General features: G+C 70.2%; 21 protein-coding genes and 1 pseudogene. 6 read left to right on the top strand and 16 right to left on the bottom strand.

Annotated elements, in window-relative coordinates:
* Window positions 1-22 precede the first annotated feature (22 nt).
* Complete coding sequence (locus tag ABZ826_RS16655; RefSeq protein ID WP_361447810.1) at window positions 23-598, top strand: DUF1697 domain-containing protein; 576 nt, start codon at window positions 23-25, stop codon at window positions 596-598.
* Window positions 595-990 (top strand): nuclear transport factor 2 family protein, encoded by a 396-nt coding sequence (locus tag ABZ826_RS16650; protein ID WP_361447807.1) that lies wholly within the window; start codon window positions 595-597, stop codon window positions 988-990. Before ABZ826_RS16655 ends, ABZ826_RS16650 begins: the two co-directional genes overlap by 4 nt.
* 246 nt (window positions 991-1236) lie before the next feature.
* On the opposite strand, the gene ABZ826_RS16645 is transcribed toward ABZ826_RS16650, so the two are convergent.
* Window positions 1237-2091: an ATP-binding cassette domain-containing protein gene (locus ABZ826_RS16645; protein WP_361447804.1), complete on the bottom strand. Its 855-nt coding sequence runs from the start codon at window positions 2089-2091 to the stop codon at window positions 1237-1239.
* Window positions 2092-2105: 14 nt separating this feature from the next.
* On the bottom strand, window positions 2106-2975 hold the full coding sequence (locus tag ABZ826_RS16640; RefSeq protein WP_361447801.1) for an aldo/keto reductase: 870 nt from the start codon (window positions 2973-2975) through the stop codon (window positions 2106-2108).
* Window positions 2976-3014: 39 nt separating this feature from the next.
* On the opposite strand from ABZ826_RS16640, the pseudogene ABZ826_RS16635 reads away from it, so the two are divergent.
* From ABZ826_RS16635 to ABZ826_RS16625, 3 genes and pseudogenes are all read left to right on the top strand, one after another.
* A pseudogene (locus ABZ826_RS16635) lies at window positions 3015-3390 on the top strand (ketopantoate reductase family protein); the annotation flags it as partial.
* A 71-nt stretch (window positions 3391-3461) separates the two neighbouring features.
* On the top strand, window positions 3462-4046 hold the full coding sequence (locus ABZ826_RS16630) for a TIGR03086 family metal-binding protein (RefSeq protein ID WP_361447798.1): 585 nt from the start codon (window positions 3462-3464) through the stop codon (window positions 4044-4046).
* Window positions 4047-4114: 68 nt separating this feature from the next.
* Window positions 4115-4747 carry a DsbA family protein gene (locus tag ABZ826_RS16625; RefSeq protein WP_361447795.1) on the top strand — a complete coding sequence of 211 codons (633 nt, stop codon included), beginning with the start codon at window positions 4115-4117 and terminating at the stop codon, window positions 4745-4747.
* Window positions 4748-4839: 92 nt separating this feature from the next.
* On the opposite strand, the gene ABZ826_RS16620 is transcribed toward ABZ826_RS16625, so the two are convergent.
* The 14 genes from ABZ826_RS16620 to ABZ826_RS16555 form a co-directional block, all read right to left on the bottom strand.
* Window positions 4840-5592 carry a sirohydrochlorin chelatase gene (locus ABZ826_RS16620; protein WP_361447792.1) on the bottom strand — a complete coding sequence of 251 codons (753 nt, stop codon included), beginning with the start codon at window positions 5590-5592 and terminating at the stop codon, window positions 4840-4842.
* An 8-nt stretch (window positions 5593-5600) separates the two neighbouring features.
* Window positions 5601-6479: an ABC transporter permease gene (locus tag ABZ826_RS16615; protein ID WP_361447789.1), complete on the bottom strand. Its 879-nt coding sequence runs from the start codon at window positions 6477-6479 to the stop codon at window positions 5601-5603.
* Complete coding sequence (locus ABZ826_RS16610; protein ID WP_361447786.1) at window positions 6466-7254, bottom strand: ABC transporter ATP-binding protein; 789 nt, start codon at window positions 7252-7254, stop codon at window positions 6466-6468. Before ABZ826_RS16610 ends, ABZ826_RS16615 begins: the two co-directional genes overlap by 14 nt.
* Window positions 7255-7289: 35 nt before the next feature.
* The gene (locus tag ABZ826_RS16605; RefSeq protein ID WP_361447783.1) at window positions 7290-8405 is read right to left on the bottom strand and encodes an aliphatic sulfonate ABC transporter substrate-binding protein; all 1116 of its coding nucleotides are present in this window, start codon (window positions 8403-8405) and stop codon (window positions 7290-7292) included.
* Between the two features lie 283 nt (window positions 8406-8688).
* Entirely contained in the window at window positions 8689-10041 is a 1353-nt protein-coding gene (locus tag ABZ826_RS16600) for a GTP-binding protein (protein WP_361447780.1), read from the bottom strand.
* Between the two features lies 1 nt (window position 10042).
* Window positions 10043-10978 (bottom strand): sulfate adenylyltransferase subunit CysD, encoded by a 936-nt coding sequence (gene cysD, locus ABZ826_RS16595; protein WP_361447777.1) that lies wholly within the window; start codon window positions 10976-10978, stop codon window positions 10043-10045.
* Window positions 10975-11520 carry an adenylyl-sulfate kinase gene (gene cysC / locus ABZ826_RS16590; protein WP_361447774.1) on the bottom strand — a complete coding sequence of 182 codons (546 nt, stop codon included), beginning with the start codon at window positions 11518-11520 and terminating at the stop codon, window positions 10975-10977. Before cysC ends, cysD begins: the two co-directional genes overlap by 4 nt.
* Before the next feature lie 23 nt (window positions 11521-11543).
* Window positions 11544-12257 (bottom strand): phosphoadenylyl-sulfate reductase, encoded by a 714-nt coding sequence (locus tag ABZ826_RS16585; RefSeq protein ID WP_361447771.1) that lies wholly within the window; start codon window positions 12255-12257, stop codon window positions 11544-11546.
* The gene (locus tag ABZ826_RS16580; protein ID WP_361447768.1) at window positions 12254-12433 is read right to left on the bottom strand and encodes a hypothetical protein; all 180 of its coding nucleotides are present in this window, start codon (window positions 12431-12433) and stop codon (window positions 12254-12256) included. Before ABZ826_RS16580 ends, ABZ826_RS16585 begins: the two co-directional genes overlap by 4 nt.
* Complete coding sequence (locus ABZ826_RS16575) at window positions 12430-14127, bottom strand: nitrite/sulfite reductase (RefSeq protein ID WP_361447765.1); 1698 nt, start codon at window positions 14125-14127, stop codon at window positions 12430-12432. Before ABZ826_RS16575 ends, ABZ826_RS16580 begins: the two co-directional genes overlap by 4 nt.
* A 114-nt stretch (window positions 14128-14241) precedes the next feature.
* Window positions 14242-14325, bottom strand: a complete 84-nt coding sequence (locus ABZ826_RS16570) for a putative leader peptide (protein ID WP_311203059.1) — start codon at window positions 14323-14325, stop codon at window positions 14242-14244.
* 168 nt (window positions 14326-14493) lie between these two features.
* The gene (locus ABZ826_RS16565; protein WP_361447762.1) at window positions 14494-15087 is read right to left on the bottom strand and encodes a GNAT family N-acetyltransferase; all 594 of its coding nucleotides are present in this window, start codon (window positions 15085-15087) and stop codon (window positions 14494-14496) included.
* An 82-nt stretch (window positions 15088-15169) separates the two neighbouring features.
* Complete coding sequence (locus tag ABZ826_RS16560; RefSeq protein WP_361448090.1) at window positions 15170-16414, bottom strand: GAF domain-containing protein; 1245 nt, start codon at window positions 16412-16414, stop codon at window positions 15170-15172.
* 377 nt (window positions 16415-16791) lie between these two features.
* Window positions 16792-18429, bottom strand: a complete 1638-nt coding sequence (locus tag ABZ826_RS16555) for an acyl-CoA dehydrogenase family protein (RefSeq protein WP_361447759.1) — start codon at window positions 18427-18429, stop codon at window positions 16792-16794.
* A gap of 17 nt (window positions 18430-18446) precedes the next feature.
* On the opposite strand from ABZ826_RS16555, the gene ABZ826_RS16550 reads away from it, so the two are divergent.
* The gene (locus tag ABZ826_RS16550; protein ID WP_361447756.1) at window positions 18447-19625 is read left to right on the top strand and encodes a YihY/virulence factor BrkB family protein; all 1179 of its coding nucleotides are present in this window, start codon (window positions 18447-18449) and stop codon (window positions 19623-19625) included.
* Window positions 19626-19732 lie beyond the last annotated feature (107 nt).

Raw genomic sequence — 19732 nt, 5'->3', positions numbered from 1 at the left:
CGGATCGTCCTATGGTGTGCCCATGACGATGTACGCGGCGCTGTTGCGCGGGATCAATGTGAGCGGCCACAAGAAGGTTCCGATGGCCGAACTGCGCACATTGCTCACCGAACTCGGCCACGGAGACGTCCGTACCCATCTGCAGAGCGGCAACGCCGTCTTCAGCAGCGCGTCGGACGACGAGAACGCGCTCGCCGCCGAGCTGGAGCAGGCCATCGAGAAGCGCTTCGGCTTCCCGGTCCCCTGTCTGGTCCGGGACGGCGGCTACCTCGCGGCAGTTGCAGCGGCCTGCCCGTTCCCGGCCGCCGAACTCGAAGGCAGGCAACTGCACATCACCTACTACGGGCAGCCGGTCGACGCCGAACGGTTCGCCGGGATCGACGCGGCGGCCTTCCTCCCCGAGGAGTTCCGGCTCGGCGACCGCGCGCTCTACCTCTACACGCCCGACGGGCTGGGCCGTTCCAAACTCGCCGGAGCCCTTTTCCGTCCCGCCCTCAACAAGGGGCGCATCGCCACTTCACGCAACTGGAACACCGTCGTCAAGCTCGTGGAGATGACCGCGTCGACCGGCACCGCACACGACGGAGCCCGCGCATGACCGAGCCGTCCCCCGGCGTGGCCGCGGCGGTGGAGGGCGAGCTCCGCCTCCTGGACCCGGTGGTACGCGCCTCCGCCGAACTCCTCACCCAGGTGCTGCACCCCGAGTACCGCGAGATCGACTCCGCCGGCCGGGTCTGGGACCGCGACGCGCTGATCGCCTCGCTCACCGGCGAGGACGCCCCGCGACCCGGGCCGCTCACCGCGTCCCGGATGCGCGGCCTCCAGCTGGACGCCGAACTGGTCCATCTCACCTACGACACCGAGACGAAAGGGCACCTCGCCCACCGCAGTTCGCTGTGGCGGCTGACCGGCGCGGGCTGGGTGCTCTACTTCCACCAGGCCACGCCGTTCGCCGTAGCCGCGAACGCCGCTCCCGACACCGACGACTGAGAGCTGTCCCGTAGTCCCTGGTGGATCAGCGCGCGGCGTCAGAAGCGGTGCATCGCAAGGCGGAGGGACGTACTGGATGTATGCGGACGTTCCGACAACGTGGCGAGGTGCTTTGGCTGTCGTCGCGCGCCCGCCAGGGATTACGGGACAGCCCTCAGGGTCGTCCGTTCGGATCAGGCCGGATCAGCGAGCCGTGCCGGGGCATGGGCGAGCCCGGCAGGATCCGCCCGAGAGGCCGTAGCCCGCTCAGCGACGGGTGACGCGCTGCGCCCGCGCCGTCCACCGGCCGTCCGTACGGGAGATCCGCACCGGATGTCCGAAGCAGTGGCTGACCTGATCGGTGGTCAGCACCTCGTCGGCCGGACCCGATGCCACACACCTTCCGCCGCGCAGCAGCATCGCGTGCGTGGTGGAGGCCGGCAACTCCTCCAGATGGTGCGTGACCAGGACCGTCGCCAGCTCCGGATGCTCCTCGCGCAGTGTGTCCAGGCTGTCGAGCAACTGCTCACGGGCGGCGAGATCGAGGCCCGTGGCCGGCTCGTCGAGCAGCAGCAGCTGAGGTCGTGGCATCAGGGCGCGGGCGATGAGCGTACGTCCCCGTTCCCCCTGCGAGAGCGCGGGCCAGCGCGATCCGGTCTTGCCGCCCATGCCGAGCATCTTCAGCAGCCGATCCGCCTGGGCTCGCTGCTCCGTGCTCGCGGACCAGCGCGGCACCGGCTCGACCGAGTTGGTCAGGCCGGTCAGCACGACCTCGCGCACCGACAGCGGGGAACGCAGCGGATGGCGCGGATTGACATGCCCGAGCATCGACCGCAGCTCCCGCAGATCGACCCGCCCCAGTGTGCGCCCCAGCACCTCGACCGAGCCCCTGGTGGGATGGTTGACCGCGCCGAGCAGCCCCAGCAGCGTGCTCTTTCCCGCCCCGTTCGCACCCAGCAGGGCCCAGTGCTCGCCGCTGCGCACGGTCAGGGAGACCGCGTCGAGCAGGACGGCGCCGTCCCGCACGAGCGAGACGCCGTCGGCCCGGATCACCGGGACGGCGGCGGGCGGACCGGGGGCGCCGACGGGGCCGGGCACTGCGGCCGTGGTGTGTGTGGTCATGTGCGGGAACTCCTTCATGCGGGTGCGAGCGCCTCCAGGCGGCTCATGTCCTCGGCCGACAGACTGATGTCACGGGCCCCCAGGTTCTCCGCCAGATGGGTGGGCGAACCGGTGCCCGGGGTCGGGCACAGCACGGGGGAGCGGTGCAGCAGCCAGGCGAGGGCGATCTGCCCGCGAGTGGCATCGTGTCGCTCGGCGATATCGGCGAGCGCCGTGGCTGCCTCGCCGGTCAGAGCGCCGTTGGCCAGTGGGAACCAGGGCAGGAAGGCGAGGCCGTGGGTCTCGCACATCTTCAGTACCGCGTCCGACGAACGGTCGAGGAGGTTGAAGCGGTTCTGCACCGAGGCGATCCCGGTCAGGGAGAGAGCCTGCTCCAGCTGGTCGGCGGTGAGGGTGTCCAGACCGATGTACCGGATCTTACCCTCCTGCCTCAACGTGTCGAGGGTGCCCAACTGGTCGGCCATGGGCACGTCCGGGTCCAGCCGGTGCAGCTGGTAGAGGTCGATCTGGTCCGTCCGCAGCCGCCGCAGACTGGCCTCGCACATCGCCCGCAGCTGCTCCGGACGGCCCGTGATGTGCCAGGTGCTGTCGCTGGTGCGCACCACCCCGCCCTTGGTTGCGATCACCAGTTCCCCGGGGTACGGGTGGAGGGCCTCGGTGACCAGTTCCTCGGCCAGCGCGGGGCCGTAGTTGTCGGCGGTGTCGATGAGCGTGACGCCCTGCTCGACGGCCGCCCGCAACACGGTCACGGCGTCCCTCCGGGCACCGCGCGGCCCCCAGTATCCGGGGCCGGTCAGCTGGGCGGTGCCGTAGCCGAGCCGACGTACGGGCAGCTCGCCACCGAGCAGGAACACATGGTCGAGAGGCTGTGACGTGGAAGACATGACGGGAACAGTAGTGTCAGAGGAGTTGTCGACCTCACAGGGACCGACGAGACGGCCCGGCTGATCGCCGCGGACCTGGAGAAGTCGAAGCTGCTCGCGCCGGTCGTGCCGGACGTGATGCGCTGGAAGTACGGCAAGCTGCACTCCAACCTCGCCGACGCGATCGAGGCCGTCACCGGCCGGCTCACCGAACCGGAAGCGTTCGCCCTGTTCGAGCGGGCGCTCGCCGAGGGCCGAGCCGTGCTCGCGGCCGACCATCTCAACGCCGAGATCGTGCTGCTCGGCCGGCTCCACGGCGTACCCACCGGTCAACGACGCACTCCGGCGCATCGCGAACATCTTCGCGAGCGAGCGCCGGGAACCCGGTTCGATGTCCGTGGCCGAGCTCGTCGCTCTCGTCGACGCCGCCTGCTGAATCCGCGGCTCCGCGGTCGGCGTCGCTTTTCTTCAAGACCGCTGTCAGCGGTCGGTCCTAGCCTGGAGCGCATGAAGAACGAACACGCTCACATGACCGAATGCGCTGCCGAGGCGGCCCGGATCGCCCGCTCCATCAGCGCCGAACAGCTCGACCTGTCCACCACCCCCTGCGGCGAGTGGGACCTGCGCGGACTCATCAACCACTGGGTGCTCTACACCTCGTACGGCCTGGAGCACCGCGCCCTGCGCAAGGACCTCCCCGACGAACTCGTCGACCGTGACTTCACCGCCGACGCCGACTGGGCGCAGACGTACGCGGCCCAGCTGGACCGCGCCGTCGCCGCCTGGTCCAACCCGGCGGTCTGGGAGGGCGAGATCGACCTGGGGAGTTCGACGACCCCGGCCCCCGAGATCGCCGCGATGCTCATCGAGGAGACGGCCCTGCACACCTGGGACGTGGCACGGGCCACCGGGCAGGAGTTCCGGCTGTCCGACGCGGCGGCGGCCTACCTCCTCGAAGTCGTCGACGGTTCCGCCGCGCTCTACCGGCAGTACAACGGCTTCGCCGACGAGGTGACGGTGCCCGGATCGGCTTCCGTGCTCGATCGGGCACTGGCCCTCAGCGGACGCGACCCACACTGGAGCCGGGCCTGAAAATGGCCCAGTCGACTGGTCGGTGAATGGCCCGGAAGGGTACGCCAATACGTGGCTAGGCTCGACGCATGACCACTCACCGCACCCCGGACACGGGCAGGACCGTCGTCGACTTCTACTTCGACCCGGCCTGCCCGTTCGCCTGGATCACCTCCCGCTGGATGCTGGAGGTGGAGCAGCAGCGGGACATCGAGCTCCGCTTCCATGTCATGAGCCTCTATCTGCACAACATCGGCAATGAACTCCCCGACTGGTACCGGGAACTGGTCGACAGGTCGATCGGCCCGGTACGGGTCGCTGTCGCGGCGGCGGCCGACCACGGCGACGCGGTGCTCCGCGATCTCTACACCGCCATGGGCAGCCGCATCCACCAGCAGAAGAACGAGGACTTCGACGAGGTGATCGTGCAATCCCTCGCGCAACTGGGTCTGCCCGCCGCGCTGGCAGCTGCCGCGCACTCGGGGACGTACGACGATGCGCTGCGGCGCAGCCACGACGCCGGCAAGGATCCGCAGGCGGACGCCTACGTCGGTACTCCCACGATCCACGTCGACGGGTCGGTCTGGTTCGGGCCGGTCCTGCGGGCTGTGCCGCGCGGCGAGGAGGCCGCACGCCTCTTCGACAGCTTCCGGGTGCTCGCCGGGAATCCGGATCTCTTCGAGCTCAAGCGCACCCGCACCGGCAGCCTCGATGTGGGCTGAGAGCCTGTCGGGCGGCCTCTGATCGGGCGTGGCCGCCCGACAGGCTCTGAGGCGCGGCACCGGGGCACGCGAGCCCCATGTGCCGGTCGGTCTCAGGCGCTGAGCGAGGCGGGCGGCGCGAGCGGAACGCGGGCCTCGTCGTACCGGGTCAGCAGCAGTCGCGCCAGCTCCGGTGACGCGCCCAGCACATCGGCCAGCACGTCCGCACCGGCGGCGCCCGCGGCGATACGGTCCGGGAGCCGGCCGGGTGCGATGACGTACGGGGCCACCGCCACCCGCCGCACACCCTCGGCCCGCAGGGCGCGTACCGCGTCCTCGGTTCGCGGAAGGGATGCGGAGGCGAACGCAGGCCGCACGGAACACCAACCGGTGTGCCGCAGCTCCCGCGCGATTTCAGCGATCACTGCGATCGCCTCCGGGTCTGTGGAGCCCGCCGAGGCCAGGACGAGCCCGGTCGAGCGCCGCTCACCGGGACGGATCCCGGCTTCGGACAGCCGCCGTTCCAGCGCCGAGTTCAGCAACGGCGACGGACCGAGCACCTCGGCCTGCACGATGCGCAGCCGGTGCAGGCGGGTCCGGGCCTCGTGCAGCACCGTGGGGACGTCGGACTTGGCGTGGAAGGCCCGCGTGAGGAGCAGGGGAAGCGCGATGACGTCCCCGGCTCCCTGGGCGGCCAGCCGCTCCAGCACCCTGGGTACCGAAGGCGCGTTGAAGTCCAGGAAGCCGGTCTCCACGCGCAGCCCCGGCCGCAGCGACCGCACCCGCGCGGTGAGCGCGTGCACGGTCGCTGCGTGCCGTGGGTCGCGGCTGCCGTGGGCGATGACGAGGAGGACCGGGGCGGGCATGGTGTGACTCAGTTCTTGACGAGGAGACCGCGGCTGCGCAGCACCCACCGCTCCAGCGGACTGAAGAACAGCAGATCGATCGCGATGCCGACGAACAGAATCAGGATGATGGCGAGGAAGATGCCGGGCATGTCCGCGTTGTTGCGGCCGTTCTCCAGCAGCTGTCCCAGCCCCAGCCCGAGGTCCGGGGAGGACGCGATGATCTCGGCGGCCATCAGCGAACGCCAGGAGAACGCCCAGCCCTGCTTGAGCCCCGCGAGATAGCCGGGCAGCGCGGCCGGCAGCACGATGTGCCAGGTCCCGCGCAGCCCGGTCGCGCCGAGCGTGCGGCCCGCCCTGAGGAACAGCGGGGGCACCTGGTCGACGCCGGACACCAGCCCGTTGGCGACCGAGGGGACGGCGCCCAGCAGGATCACCGCGTACATCATCCTGTCGTTCAGCCCGAGCCAGATCACGGCCGGCGCCACCCAGGCGACCGACGGCAGGGACTGCAGCCCGGACAGGATCGGGCCGATCGCCGCCCGTACGAACCTCACCCGGGCGACCAGCAGACCCAGGGGCGTGCCGATGACCACGGCCATCAGGAAGCCGAGCAGACCACGCGAGATGCTGGTCCAGACGACCTCCAGAAGCGTCCCCTGGAGCCACATGTCGGACGCGCTGTGCCACACCGCGGCCGGTGAGGGCAGCTTGTAGTCGTCGGTGACCTGGGCCTCGACCAGCAGTTGCCAGACGATGACCACCAGCGCCACCGCGAGCACCGGCGGAAGCACCTTGCGCAGCAGCACCTCGCGCACCGGGGTACGGCGCACCTGCACGGCGTCCAGCGCGTCGAGTCCGGCCTCCAGACCGGCCAGGTCGTCGGGCTTCGTGTCAGTGCTGGCCATGACGGCGGATCTCCCCACGCAGTTGTTCGGTGATCTCGACGGACAGTTCCGCGACGGCGTTGTCCTCGATACGGCGCGGCTGCTCGATGTCGACCGTCCATTCACGGGCGATCCTGCCGGGGCGGGACGACAGCAGGACGACCCGCTCGGCGAGCCGCACCGCCTCGCGCACGTTGTGGGTGACGAAGAGGACCGAGAGCTCCGTCTCGCGCCAGATCCGGGTCAGCTCGCCGTGCAGCACATCCCGGGTGATGGCGTCGAGCGCCGCGAACGGCTCGTCCATCAGCAGCAGTTGGCTGTCCTGGGCGAGGGCCCGTGCCAGGGCCACCCGCTGCCGCATCCCGCCCGACAGCTCGTGCACCCGCTTCCCGTACGCCCCGCCCAGCCGTACGAGTTCGAGCAGCCGCTCCGCCTCCGTGCGGCGCTCCGACTTGGCCACGCCGCGCAGCCGCAGCGCGAGTTCGATGTTCTTGCCCGCGGTCAGCCACGGGAACAGGGCGTGCTCCTGGAACATCAGGGCCGGCCGCCCGCCGGGGGTCTCGATGGACCCCGCGGTCGGGCGGTCGAGTCCGGCCACCAGGTTGAGCAGGGTCGACTTGCCGCACCCGGAGGCCCCCAGGAGGGTGATGAACTCGCCCGGTGCGACATCGAGCGTGATGTCGTCGAGGACGAGCTGCTGCCCCTCCGGCCCGCCGAAGGACTTGGAGACGTGCGTGATACGGGCGGCGTGCCCGACCGCTGTACGGTCCTCGGCCTTGGTGAGGGTGGTCGCCATGGTCGTCACCTCCTGGGAATCCTGGGTTCGGTGGCTTACTTGACGCCGAGACCGGCGTCGGCGACCTCGGGCCTGCCCGCGGCCTTCAGGACCTTGTTCAGCGGCTTCAGGTCGTAGATGCCGTTGAGGTCCGGCTTCTCCAGCAGTCCGGCCTTCACCGCGTGCGCGGCCTCCGCGTCCAGCGTGGCGGCCAGCGGGTCGTCGGTGATCCGGATCGACTTCCACGCCGGGTCGAGGACCTCGGGGGGCAGCGCCTTGCCGGTCAGCTCCTTGAGCGCGGCGTTGGCGGCGGCCTTGGCCTTGTCCGGGTTGGCGTTGATCCACGCGTTGGTCTTCACCGAACCGCGCAGCACCGCCTCGACGACGTCGGGGTGCTCGCTCAGGAACTGCTGCGACACGATGATGTTCGTGATCACGAACTTGTTGTCGGGCCACAGGGCCGACTCGTCGAGCAGTTCCCTGGCCCCCTCGGCGACCAGCTTGGACGCGGTGGGCTCGGGGACCCAGGCACCTTCGATGGAACCGGACCTGTAGGCGTCCGGGGTCACCTTGTTGTCCGTACGGATGACGGAGACGTCACCCTTGCCGCTCTGGGCGTCGACCTTCCAGCCCTTCTCGGAGATCCAGTTGAGGAAGGCCACGTCCTGCGTGTTGCCGAGCTGCGGGGTGGCGATCTTCTTGCCCTTGAGGTCGTCCAGGGTCTTGATCTTCTTCGGGTCGACGACGAGCTTCACCCCGCCGGAGGCGGAACCGCCGATGATCCGCAGGTTCTTGCCCTTGGACTTGGTGAATCCGTTGATCGCGGGCGACGGGCCGATGAAACCGATGTCGATCGACTTGGCGTTGAGCGCCTCGATCTCGGAAGGGCCGGCGTTGAACTGCGAGGTCTTGAGCCGGGTGCCGCCGAGTTCCTTCTGGAAGATCCCCTCCTGGTCGCCGACCAGTGCGGTGGCGTGCGTCAGGTTGGGGAAATAGCCGATCCGCACGGTGTCCGTGGAGAGCTTCTTCGCGTCGGCGGCGACGTCCGGCGTCCTGGAGTCGTCGTTCTTCGCCTCGGAGCCGTAGCCGCAGGCGGTGAGCGCGACGGCGAGCAGCGGCAGGGCGGCGACCGCGCAGAGACTGCGGCGCAGTGGGGTACGGGGAGCAGGCACGGGAGGCTTTCCTCTCGTTGGCCCGGTGCTCACATCCCTCGGAATCTACGGGGACGCGGCCGGGAGGTCGGCAGGTCTTCGTCTGAACTGGCCGTGCTGGTGGTGCGGTTGGTGCGAGTGGGCGCGCAGGCAGTGCGCGTACGTCATCGCGCACATCGCGCGACCCCGCCCTGGCCTCCCCCAAGTTCTCGAATCCGCTCGAACAGGGGGTACCCCCTCCCGAGGGGGCCGCTGCCGACGCGACCGCCCTCCTTGGCGAACGTGGAGTAGATGTCGATATTCATCAGAAGTCCCATTCGGCGTCGTCGTCGGCGGCCGTGACGGTGGCCTGGGGGCCGACCGCGGCGGCGAACGAGGCACCGGCCATGCCGGCCGTCAGCGTGGTGCCGTCCGCCGGGTCGATCAGCAGGAAGGAACCGGTGCGCCGGGAGTCCGCGTACGCGTCGAGGGCGAGCGGCTCCGCGGTGCGGACGACGATCCGGCCGATGTCATTGGCGACGAGCCGGCCGGGCGCCGGGTGCTGGGAGAGGTCGTCCAGCGTGAGGCGCGAGGGGATGTCCTTGACGATCGCCTTGACGGTGCGGGTGGTGTGCTTGAGCAGCACCCGCTGGCCGACGGTGAGCGGCTGGTCGGCGACATGGCAGACGGTCGCCTCGACATCCTGCGTGACCGCGGGCGCGTCGCCGGCCGGCGCGATCAGGTCACCGCGGGAGATGTCGATGTCGTCGGCCAGGCGGATCGTCACCGACTGGGGCGCCCAGGCGATGTCCACGCTCTCGCCGAGCGCGTCGATCGCGGTGACCGTCGTCGTACGGCCCGAGGGCAGCACGGTGACGGCCTCGCCGACACGGAACGCACCGGCCGCGATCTGTCCCGCGTAGCCCCGGTAGTCCGGATGCTCGGCGGTCCGCGGGCGGATGACGTACTGGACCGGGAAACGGGCGTGGCAGGCGGTGAGGTCATGGCTGACCGGCACCGTCTCCAGGTGTTCCAGGACGGTCGGGCCGCCGTACCAGTCCATTTCGGCGGACGGCTCCACGACGTTGTCACCGGCGAGTGCGGAGATCGGGATCGTGGTGATCTCGGGGACGCCCAAGGACGCCGCGTACGCGGTGAACTCCTCGGCGATGGTGGCGAAGACGGGCTCCGCGTAGTCGACCAGGTCCATCTTGTTGACGGCCAGCACCACATGCGGCACCCGCAGCAGCGCGGCGACCGCGGCATGGCGGCGGGTCTGTTCGACCACTCCGTTGCGGGCGTCGACCAGGACGACGGCCAGCTCGGCGGTCGAGGCCCCGGTCACCATGTTCCGGGTGTACTGCACGTGCCCCGGGGTGTCGGCCAGGATGAACCGGCGGCGCGGGGTCGCGAAGTAGCGGTAGGCGACATCGATGGTGATGCCCTGCTCACGCTCGGCCCGCAGCCCGTCGGTCAGCAGCGCCAGGTCGGGCGCCTCCTGGCCCCGGCTGCGCGAGGCGTGCTCGACGGCCTCCAGCTGGTCGGTGAGGACGGACTTGGAGTCGTGCAGAAGCCGCCCCACGAGGGTGGACTTGCCGTCGTCGACGGACCCCGCGGTGGCGAACCGCAGCAGGGTGGTGGTCGACAACTGCTCCGTGTGCCGGGTGGGTATGGTCATCCTAGAAGTACCCCTCGCGCTTGCGGTCTTCCATCGCGGCCTCGGACATCTTGTCGTCGGCGCGCGTCGCGCCCCGTTCGGTGAGCCGGGAGGCGGCGATCTCGGTGATCACGGCGTCCAGCGTCGTGGCGTCGGAGTCGACGGCGCCGGTGCACGACATGTCGCCGACCGTGCGGTAGCGGACCTGCCGGGTCTCGACCCGCTCGCCCTCCTTGGGGCCGCCCCAGTCGCCCGCGGTCAGCCACATGCCGGAGCGGTTGAAGACCTCGCGCTCATGGGCGAAGTAGATCTCCGGGAGCCCGATGCCCTCGCGGTCGATGTACTGCCAGACGTCCAGCTCGGTCCAGTTGGAGATCGGGAAGACCCGGACGTGCTCGCCAGGGGCGTGCCGGCCGTTGTAGAGCTGCCACAGCTCGGGGCGCTGGCGGCGCGGGTCCCACTGGGAGAACTCGTCACGCAGCGAGAAGACCCGCTCCTTGGCGCGGGCCTTCTCCTCGTCGCGGCGTCCGCCGCCGAACACGGCGTCGAAGCGGTGCTGCTGGATGGCCTCGGTCAGCGGCACGGTCTGCAACGGGTTACGGGTGCCGTCCGGGCGCTCGCGGAGCTTCCCGGCGTCGATGTACTCCTGCACGGAGGCGACGTGCAGCCGCAGCCCGTGGTGCGCCACCGTGTGGTCGCGGTACTCCAGCACCTCGGGGAAGTTGTGCCCGGTGTCGACGTGCAGCAGCGCGAACGGCACGGGCGCGGGCGCGAAGGCCTTGAGCGCCAGGTGCAGCATCACGATGGAGTCCTTGCCGCCGGAGAAGAGGATCACCGGCCGCTCGAACTCTCCTGCCACCTCGCGGAAGATGTGCACGGCCTCGGACTCCAGGGAGTCCAGGTGGCTGAGTGCGTACGGATTGCCGGTGCCGTCCGACACGGTCGCGACGGTCGTCACGCCGCCCCCCTCTCGCTCAGCAGCGTGTACAGCTCCGCCGCGGACTCCTGCACGGTCTGACGGTGCGACTCGATCCGCAGATCCGGCGACTCGGGCGCCTCGTAAGGGTCGTCGACCCCGGTGAGCCCGCTGATCTCGCCGGCCGCCTGCTTGGCGTAGAGGCCCTTCACATCACGTACGGAGCACACCTCGACCGGGGTCGCGACATGCACCTCCAGATATGCGGTCCCCTCGGCCTGGTGTTGCTTGCGTACCGCGTCCCGGCTGTCCGCGTACGGGGCGATGACCGGGACCAGCACCTTCACGCCGTTGGCCGCCAGCAGCTCGGCGACGAAGCCGATCCGCTGGACGTTGGTGTGGCGGTCCTCGCGGGAGAAGCCGAGACCCGCGGAGAGGAACTCCCGTATCTCGTCGCCGTCGAGCACCTCCACGCGGTGGCCCTCGCCGCGCAGCCGCCCGGCGAGTTCGTACGCGATGGTGGTCTTGCCCGCGCTCGGCAGACCGGTCAGCCAGATGGTGGCTCCCGTCTCCGTCACGCTCATCGAAGTCTCCTGATCAGTCGTCATCAGTCGTGCAGCCCGCACTCGGTCTTGCCCCGGCCGGCCCAGCGTCCGGCACGGGCGTCCTCGCCCTCCAGCACCCGGCGCGTGCAGGGTGCGCAGCCCACCGAGGCGTAGCCGTCCATCAGCAGCGGGTTGGTGAGGACACCGTGCTCCGCCGCGTACGCGTCGACGTCGTCCTGTGTCCAGCGGGCGATCGGCGAGATCTTGACCTTCTGCCGCTTCTCGTCCCAGCCGACGACCGGAGTGTTCGCCCGGGTGGGGGACTCGTCGCGGCGCAGCCCGGTCGCCCAGGCCGTGTACGAACTCAGGCCTTCTTCAAGGGGCTCGACCTTGCGCAGCTTGCAGCACAGGTCGGGGTCGCGGTCGTGCAGCTTGGGTCCGTGCTCGGCGTCCTGCTCGGCCACGGACCGCCGCGGGGTCAGCGTGATGACGTTGACGTCCATCACCGCCTCCACCGCGTCGCGGGTGCCGATCGTCTCGGGGAAGTGGTAGCCGGTGTCGAGGAAGACCACATCGACGCCCGGCAGGGCGCGTGAGGCGAGGTGCGCGACGACCGCGTCCTCCATGGAGGAGGTGACGCAGAACCGCTTGCCGAAGGTGTCGGCGGCCCACCGCAGGATCTCCGGTGCGGAGGCGTGCTCCAGCTCCCGGCCCGCCCGTCCGGCCAGCTCCTTGAGCTCCTTCGCGGTGTGCTGCGTTGTCCGAGTGTCCGTCATATCCCGTCCCTTTCCCCCTTGTCGTGCCGCAGCCCACGGGTCAGCAGACCCAGGAACTTCAGCTGGAACGCGCGGTTGCAGGAGGCACATTCCCAGGCGCCGTGCCCGGTCTCGTGCGGGCGCAGGTCCTCGTCGCCGCAGTAGGGGCAGTGGAACGGCGCGGCACGTTCGCTCATGACAACGACTCCGCACTGGCCCGCGCCGCCCAGGTGGCGAACCGCTCGCCGTCCTCGCGCTCCTCCTGGTAGCGACCCAGGACCCGTTCGACGTAGTCGGGAAGCTCGGCCGAAGTGACCTTCAGGCCACGGACCTTGCGGCCGAAGCCGGCCTCCAGTCCCAGGGCGCCGCCCAGGTGCACCTGATAGCCCTCGACCTGATTGCCGTCGGCGTCCAGGACGAGCTGGCCCTTGAGGCCGATGTCGGCGGTCTGGATGCGGGCGCAGGCATTGGGGCAGCCGTTGATGTTGATGGTGAGCGGCTCGTCGAAGTCCGGCAGGCGCCGCTCCAGTTCGTCGATCAGCGAGGCGCCGCGCGCCTTCGTCTCGACGATCGCCAGCTTGCAGAACTCGATGCCGGTGCAGGCCATCGTGCCCCGCCGGAACGGAGAGGGCTTCACCTGGAAGTCGAGCGCCTCCAGTCCGGCGACCAGGGAGTCCACCTGGTCCTGTGCCACGTCGAGGATGAGCATCTTCTGCTCGACGGTGGTCCGCAGCCGGTTTGAGCCGTGCGCCGTGGCGAGGTCGGCGATCTTGGCGAGGGTGGATCCGTCCACGCGGCCGACCCTGGGCGCGAAGCCGACGTAGAAGCGGCCGTCCTGCTGCCGGTGCACACCCACGTGGTCGCGCCAGCGGTTGCTGGGCTGCTCGGGCGCGGGCCCGTCGGTCAGCGGGCGCTTCAGATATTCGTCCTCCAGCACCTGGCGGAACTTCGCGGGGCCCCAGTCGGCCATCAGGAACTTCAGACGGGCGCGGGTGCGCAGCCGCCGGTATCCGTAGTCGCGGAAGATGCCGACGACTCCGGCCCAGACGTCCGGAACCTCGTCCAGCGGCACCCAGGCGCCCAGCCGCTCGGCCAGCCTCGGGTTGGTGGAGAGTCCGCCACCGACCCAGACGTCGAAGCCCGGACCGTGCTCGGGGTGGACCACGCCGACGAACGCGATGTCATTGATCTCGTGCACCACGTCCTGCACGGGTGAACCGGAGATCGCGGTCTTGAACTTGCGCGGCAGGTTGGAGAATTCCTTGTTGCCGATGTAGCGGTCGTGGATCTCGTCGACGGCGGGTGTGCCGTCGATGGTCTCGTCGGCGGCGATACCCGCCACGGGGGAACCGATGATCACGCGGGGGCAGTCGCCGCACGCCTCGGTGGTGGAGAGACCGACGGCCTCCAGCCTCTCCCAGATGGCCGGGACGTCCTCGATGCGGATCCAGTGCAGCTGGATGTTCTGGCGGTCGGTGATGTCCGCGGTGCCGCGCGCGTACTCCTGCGAGATCTCGCCGATGACCCGCAGCTGCGCGGTGGTCAGCCGGCCGCCGTCGATCCGCACCCGCAGCATGAAGTACGTGTCGTCCAGCTCCTCCGGCTCCAGGATCGCGGTCTTGCCGCCGTCGATCCCGGGCTTGCGCTGGGTGTACAGACCCCACCAGCGCATGCGCCCGCGGAGATCGTTGGGGTCGATCGAGTCGAATCCGCGCTTGGAGTAGATCGTCTCAATACGTGTCCGCACATTGAGACCGTCGTCGTCCTTCTTGAACTGCTCATTGCCGTTGAGCGGAGTGTGGTGCCCCACGGCCCACTGGCCTTCGCCACGGTGGCGTCCGGCCTTGCGGCGGGGCGTGGTGGTCGCAGGCTGTTCCGGGGTAGCGGCCATGACAGTACGTCCTTCGGGACTGCAGGAGGGCGGCTCTGAACTGCACACTCGCGCTGAGGCGCGGCGGTGCGCAGGGTTTGCAGAGAAAAGGGGAACGCGGCGGTGCTGGGACTCTCAGCTCGCCGGACAGATGGCGCTGGATACGCGGCCGAGGTCGACATGGCGTCGACTCACCAAGGCAATTCCAGTTCCAGACATGACGGAAGCGTGTCACGCGCATCTCGGAGCAGTCCACCACTATCCATGATGTGGACGAGAGTGTCCCGTCATGCGAGACGCGTGGCGCCCATCACCCCATCCGTGCGGTCCGGGGCGCCCGGAATAGCCGTATTCACCCCAGCCGGCGCCGGAGCCGCCCTCCTGGCGCTATCGCCCCGACCCCGGCCACGGCCCCGGTGTCGCCACCTCGGGCTCCAGCTCCACCTTCGTGTCGAAGACCCGGAAGCCGCGCCGCAGGTAGTTGTCCATCGCGTGCGGGCCGTCCTTGGAACAGGTGTGCAGCCAGACCCGCTTGGTCGGCGTCCGCTCCGGCCGGCGCTCGGCCAGGTCCCAGGCGCGGGCGACCCCGTACGAGAGCAGATGGCCGCCGATCCGGCGCCCCCGGAAGGCCGGTATCAGCCCGAAGTACATGATCTCGACCACTCCGTCGTCCTGCGGGTCCAGTTCGATGTATCCGGCCGGGGTGCCGTTGACGTACGCCACCCAGGTCTCCGCCCCGGGCCGGTCCAGGACCTCCTGCCACTGCGCGTACGTCATCGAAAGCCGGTCCGTCCACCGGATGTCGCCGCCGACCGCCGTGTAGAGGAACCGGCTGAACTCGGGCAGTGGTACCTCCGCGCGCACGATCCGCACGTCGCCCTCGGGGACCGCGGCAGGGCGCAGATCGTCGGGGGAGGTCTGTTCCAGGGACCAGATGGTCACCTCGGTGGTGGTGGCGGCGGTGCCTGCGGGGTTGTTCATGGCTGCCAGGGAACCATGCCGCGCAGGCCGGGCCCAAGCCGGTCCCGACGCTCGGGACGGCCGGGCGCCTTCGGCACCGGGCCTATCCGGCCGTACGCGCCCTGACCACCACCGGAGCGGTCGAGCGCGGCAGCAGATCGGCCGGGTGCTCGGGGTGGATCACCTCTACCTCGACCCCCTCGCCGAAGCGGTACGGACGGTGCGCCAGCACCTCCGCGAGATGGCGCCTGATCCGTGAGATCTCCGCCCGCACCGTCACCGTCCGGGTCGCGTCGCCGAAGATGTCCTGCGCCAGCTCCGATGCCGTACGCCCCTCGCGGTGCAACGCCAGGGCGTACAGCAGCTCCGCGTGGCGGGGCGAGAGCCGCTGCGTCCAGGTGCTGACGGCACTGGCCACATTGACCGTGAGACCGCGCGGCCGGCTCAGATCCAGCACCACCCGACGGCGCGACTCGTCCGCGGGCCCGTCCGTGACCTGGACCAGCCAGCCGCCGGGCAACGGCTCGATGCGGCACATGCCGAGCGACGGCAGCCACGCCCGGCCCGGCTGCAACGACTTGGGCAGCGGCAGCCGGTCGACCGGCGGCATCCCGGTCACCCCGGCGAGCCAGCCCTGGGTGTCCACCGCCAGCGCCCGGCCGCCCAGCCTGCACAGCAGCGGCGCCGCCACCGAACGCAGCCGGTCGATCGACTGTAGATGACGGTTCTTGATCTCGCTCTCGGCGAGCCGGGCGACCGAGCGGACCAGGGCGAGCGAGGCCGGATGGAAGGTGGACGCCGGACCGCTGAGGTCGACGATGCCGATCAGCCGGTTGTCCCGCGGATCACGCACCGGGGATGCCGCACACGTCCAGTTGTGCAGACTCCGCACGAAGTGCTCCGACGAGTGGACCTGGACCGGTGCGCGCGAGACGAGCGCCGTACCGATCGCGTTCGTCCCCGTGCTGGCCTCGGCCCAGGCCGCGCCCTCCGCCAGACAGATGTCGTCCGCCCGGCGCAGCACCCCCGTATTGCCCTGGCGCCACAGCACTCGGCCGTCCACATCGGTGACCACCACGATCTGCTGGGCGGTGTCCGCGAGGGAGACCAGACTCTCGCTCAGCAGCGGCATCACCTCGCCCAGCGCCGACGTCCGGCGCCGGCGCTCGATCTCGTCCGTCTCCAGCAGCACGCTGTCGGCGGACCGGTCCGGATCGACACCGCTGCGCAGTGCCCGGTCCCACGAGGCGCCGATCTCCGCCCTCGGGGCGGCCGGTGAACGCCCGCCGGAAAGTCTGGCCGCCCTGACCCGGTGGATCATGCGCAGGGCCTCGACGGACTGCGGCATGGCCGACCGCGTCACCTCGGCAGGGCTTGTCTCCACGCTCATTCCCCCCAGATGCCAGGGCCGGCTCGACGGCCCGCGGGCCCATCCTGCCCGCTGCGAGGGGACCGATACTGCGCACTCCGCACAATGGTTGCAACCCTTTGCAACTCTGGCGAGCGGGTGCGGGTCCGTACGAGAGTGGCGGAACGCCGTGCGACGGGGCCTGTGTCCCTGTTCGGTGTGCACAGCATGGAGGGTGGTGCCGTGTCGGCGCAGCACCACCTTCCGTTGCTGTACGTCAGTCTCGGGGACGCCAGTTCGACAGGAACGCCGGTCCGGCTCGGACCGGGGCGCGCCCCGGTCCCTGGGAGCCGTCCCGAGCCGTCGAACGAGCGGCCCTATCGCTCGACGGGCCGGGCCCGTTCCACGACCGAGGCCAGATCGAGACTGTGCGGCAACGTCCCGAACGCCGCGCCCCGGTCCCCGCCCAGCCGTGACGCGCAGAACGCGTCGGCCACCTCCGGCGGTGCCCAGCGCACCAGCAGCGAGCCCTGCAGCACGAGAGCCATCCGCTCGGCCAGCCGACGGGCCCGCGCCTCGATCCCGTTCAGATCGGCCAGCTCCGTCAGCATGTCCTTGATCGCGGCGTCCAGCCGGTGATCGGCACCTCGCGCCCTGCCGACCTCCTGGAGGAACGCGTTCAGCGCCGACGGCTCGCGCTGCAGCGCCCGCAGCACATCCAGCGCCTGCACGTTCCCCGAGCCCTCCCAGATCGAGTTGAGCGGCGCCTCGCGCAGCAGCCGGGGCATGGCGGACTCCTCGACGTAACCGTTGCCGCCGAGACATTCCAGCGCCTCGGCCACCATCGGTGTGCACCGCTTCGTCACCCAGTACTTCGCGGCGGGCACCGCGATCCGCAGGAAGGCCCGCTCGCTCTCCGAGTCGGCGTCGTACGCGGCCGCCAGCCGCAGCGCCAGCACCGTCGCCGCCTCCGACTCCAGCGCCAGATCGGCCAGCACATTGCGCATCAGCGGCTTGTCGATCAGCACCCCGCCGAAGGCGCTGCGGTACGTGCAGTGGTGGATCGCCTGTGCCACCGCCTGCCGCATCAGCGCCGCCGAACCGACCACACAGTCCAGCCGCGTCGCCGCCACCATCTCGATGATGGTGCGCACCCCTCGCCCCTCGTCGCCGACCCGGCGCGCCCACGTCCCGTCGAACTCGACCTCGCTCGACGCATTGGACCGGTTGCCCAGCTTGTCCTTCAGCCGCTGGATCGCGAACGTGTTGCGGGTGCCGTCGGGCAGCACCCGGGGCAGCAGGAAGCACGTCAGACCCCCCGGCGCCTGCGCGAGCACCAGGAAGCCGTCGGACATCGGCGCCGAACAGAACCACTTGTGCCCGGTGAGCAGGTACTCACCGTGGGCCGCCAGCGGCTCGGCCCGCGTCGTGTTGGACTGTACGTCCGTGCCGCCCTGCTTCTCCGTCATGCCCATCCCGAAGAGCACTCCGGCCTTCTGCGCGGCGGGCCGCAGCTCCCGCTCGTACACCGTCGACGTCAGCAGCGGTTCCCACTCGGCGGCCAGCGCCGGATCGGTCCGCAGCGCGGGTACCGCCGCGTGCGTCATCGACAACGGACAGCCGTGTCCCGCCTCCGCCTGCGTCCACACCAGGAAGCCGGCCGCCCGCCGGACATGACCGGCCGGCCTGCCCCAGGCGTCGGTCAGACCTGCGGAGACCGCATGGCCCAGCAGCCGGTGCCAGGCCGGATGGAACTCCACCTCGTCGATGCGGTTGCCGTACCGGTCGTGGGTGCGCAGCACCGGCGGATTCCCGTTCGCCTGCGCCCCCCACTCCTGCGCCTGCGCGGAGCCCGCGGCCCTGCCCAGCTCGCCGAGCTCGACCCGCGCCGTGGCCAGGAGCTCGGGTGGCATGTGACGTTGCACGGCCTCGGTGAGCGCGAGGTCGGCGGCGAAGACGTCGTAGCCGTTCAGCGGCGGTACCTGGTTGGACACTGTGTGGGTGGTGGCTGCCATGCCGATACGGTAAGGACGTGCAGGCAGCAAATGAAACACCCGAGCGGCCGGCGGGGCGGCTCCACCGCGCCCGAGTCCTCTACCGCAACGTATCCAAGCGGCAGATGGTCTGGCAGTTGCTCAAGGACACCATCAACTCGTGCATGGAGTACCGCATTCTGGGACTCGCCGCCGAGGCCGCGTTCTTCACCCTGCTGTCCCTGCCTCCGTTGCTGCTCGGCCTGATCGGGCTGCTCGGTTATGTCGACGAGTGGACCAACACCACCACGGTCGCCTCCATCGAACGGAACATCCTCAACGCCGCGCAGACGGTGCTCAGCGAGCGGGGCGTGAACGACTTCGCCAAACCGCTCCTCGCGGACGTCACCACCGGCGCGCGGCCCGATGTCATCTCGATCGGCTTCGCGATCGCGCTCTGGTCCGGCTCCCGCGCGGTCAACGTCTTCATCGACACGATCACGGTGATGTACGGCCTCGACGGCCAGCGCGGCATCGTCAAGACGCGGCTGCTCTCCTTCCTGCTGTACGTCGTCGCGCTGCTGCTCGGCGCCGTCGTGCTGCCGCTGCTCGTGGTCGGTCCGGACAGGGTCGTGGAGTTCATCCCGTGGGGGACCGAGCTCATAAGCGTGCTGTACTGGCCGCTGGTGATATTGCTGTCGATCGCGTTCCTGACGACGCTCTACCACGTGTCCGTGCCGGTCCGTTCACCGTGGATCGAGGACGTGCCGGGGGCGCTGGTGGCGCTCGCGATGTGGGTGCTCGGCAGTTTCCTGTTGCGGATCTACCTCACCAGTACGGTCGAGGGGCCCACGATCTACGGCTCGTTGGCCGCGCCGATCGCCGTCCTGCTGTGGATCGGTATCTCCGCGTTCGCGGTGCTGGTCGGGGCGGCGGTCAATGCCGCCATCGACCGGGTGTGGCCCTCGCTGGCGACGGCCGCCGCGCGCGCGGCCAACGACCGGGTACGGGCGGCCCAGGCCGCGGAGTTCGTGGCCCGGACGCAGGCGGAGAACCAGGACGGCGACCTGGACGACGACGGGGACGACGAGGACGGCGGCAGCCCCTACATGCCGTCCGAGTTCCCGGAACGCTGGTCGAGGTTCCTGCCGCCGGACGACGTGAAGTCCAGGCTGCAGCCGAGCCGCGACAAGGAGCCGGACAGGCCGGACAGGCCGGACACCCCCTCCGACGGGTGAGGACGACCGCCGACTAGTTCCGTACTTCGCGGGTGGCTGAGTCGGGTGGATTTGTTGCCTGGCCGTGTCCGGTCCGGGGGTGGTCGTGTTGACCGGGTGTGACGAAG

This window comes from Streptomyces sp. NPDC047515 (assembly GCF_040643055.1).
In the GTDB taxonomy this organism is placed as follows: Bacteria; Actinomycetota; Actinomycetes; order Streptomycetales; family Streptomycetaceae; genus Streptomyces.
Note: the sequence above shows the minus strand (reverse complement) of the source record. Positions and strands in the feature narration are given on the sequence as shown.

Coding starts and splice junctions, on each gene's coding strand:
- ABZ826_RS16620 (WP_361447792.1), bottom strand. CDS start 5,592: ATGCCCGCCCCGGTCCTCCTCGTCATCGCCCACGGCAGCCGCGACCCA.
- ABZ826_RS16600 (WP_361447780.1), bottom strand. CDS start 10,041: ATGACCATACCCACCCGGCACACGGAGCAGTTGTCGACCACCACCCTG.
- ABZ826_RS16585 (WP_361447771.1), bottom strand. CDS start 12,257: ATGACGGACACTCGGACAACGCAGCACACCGCGAAGGAGCTCAAGGAG.
- ABZ826_RS16560 (WP_361448090.1), bottom strand. CDS start 16,414: ATGCCGCAGTCCGTCGAGGCCCTGCGCATGATCCACCGGGTCAGGGCG.
- ABZ826_RS16625 (WP_361447795.1), top strand. CDS start 4,115: ATGACCACTCACCGCACCCCGGACACGGGCAGGACCGTCGTCGACTTC.
- cysC (WP_361447774.1), bottom strand. CDS start 11,520: ATGAGCGTGACGGAGACGGGAGCCACCATCTGGCTGACCGGTCTGCCG.
- ABZ826_RS16555 (WP_361447759.1), bottom strand. CDS start 18,429: ATGGCAGCCACCACCCACACAGTGTCCAACCAGGTACCGCCGCTGAAC.
- ABZ826_RS16565 (WP_361447762.1), bottom strand. CDS start 15,087: ATGAACAACCCCGCAGGCACCGCCGCCACCACCACCGAGGTGACCATC.
- ABZ826_RS16650 (WP_361447807.1), top strand. CDS start 595: ATGACCGAGCCGTCCCCCGGCGTGGCCGCGGCGGTGGAGGGCGAGCTC.
- ABZ826_RS16580 (WP_361447768.1), bottom strand. CDS start 12,433: ATGAGCGAACGTGCCGCGCCGTTCCACTGCCCCTACTGCGGCGACGAG.
- ABZ826_RS16645 (WP_361447804.1), bottom strand. CDS start 2,091: ATGACCACACACACCACGGCCGCAGTGCCCGGCCCCGTCGGCGCCCCC.
- ABZ826_RS16575 (WP_361447765.1), bottom strand. CDS start 14,127: ATGGCCGCTACCCCGGAACAGCCTGCGACCACCACGCCCCGCCGCAAG.
- ABZ826_RS16630 (WP_361447798.1), top strand. CDS start 3,462: ATGAAGAACGAACACGCTCACATGACCGAATGCGCTGCCGAGGCGGCC.
- ABZ826_RS16570 (WP_311203059.1), bottom strand. CDS start 14,325: ATGTCTGGAACTGGAATTGCCTTGGTGAGTCGACGCCATGTCGACCTC.
- ABZ826_RS16610 (WP_361447786.1), bottom strand. CDS start 7,254: ATGGCGACCACCCTCACCAAGGCCGAGGACCGTACAGCGGTCGGGCAC.
- ABZ826_RS16615 (WP_361447789.1), bottom strand. CDS start 6,479: ATGGCCAGCACTGACACGAAGCCCGACGACCTGGCCGGTCTGGAGGCC.
- ABZ826_RS16655 (WP_361447810.1), top strand. CDS start 23: ATGACGATGTACGCGGCGCTGTTGCGCGGGATCAATGTGAGCGGCCAC.
- ABZ826_RS16640 (WP_361447801.1), bottom strand. CDS start 2,975: ATGTCTTCCACGTCACAGCCTCTCGACCATGTGTTCCTGCTCGGTGGC.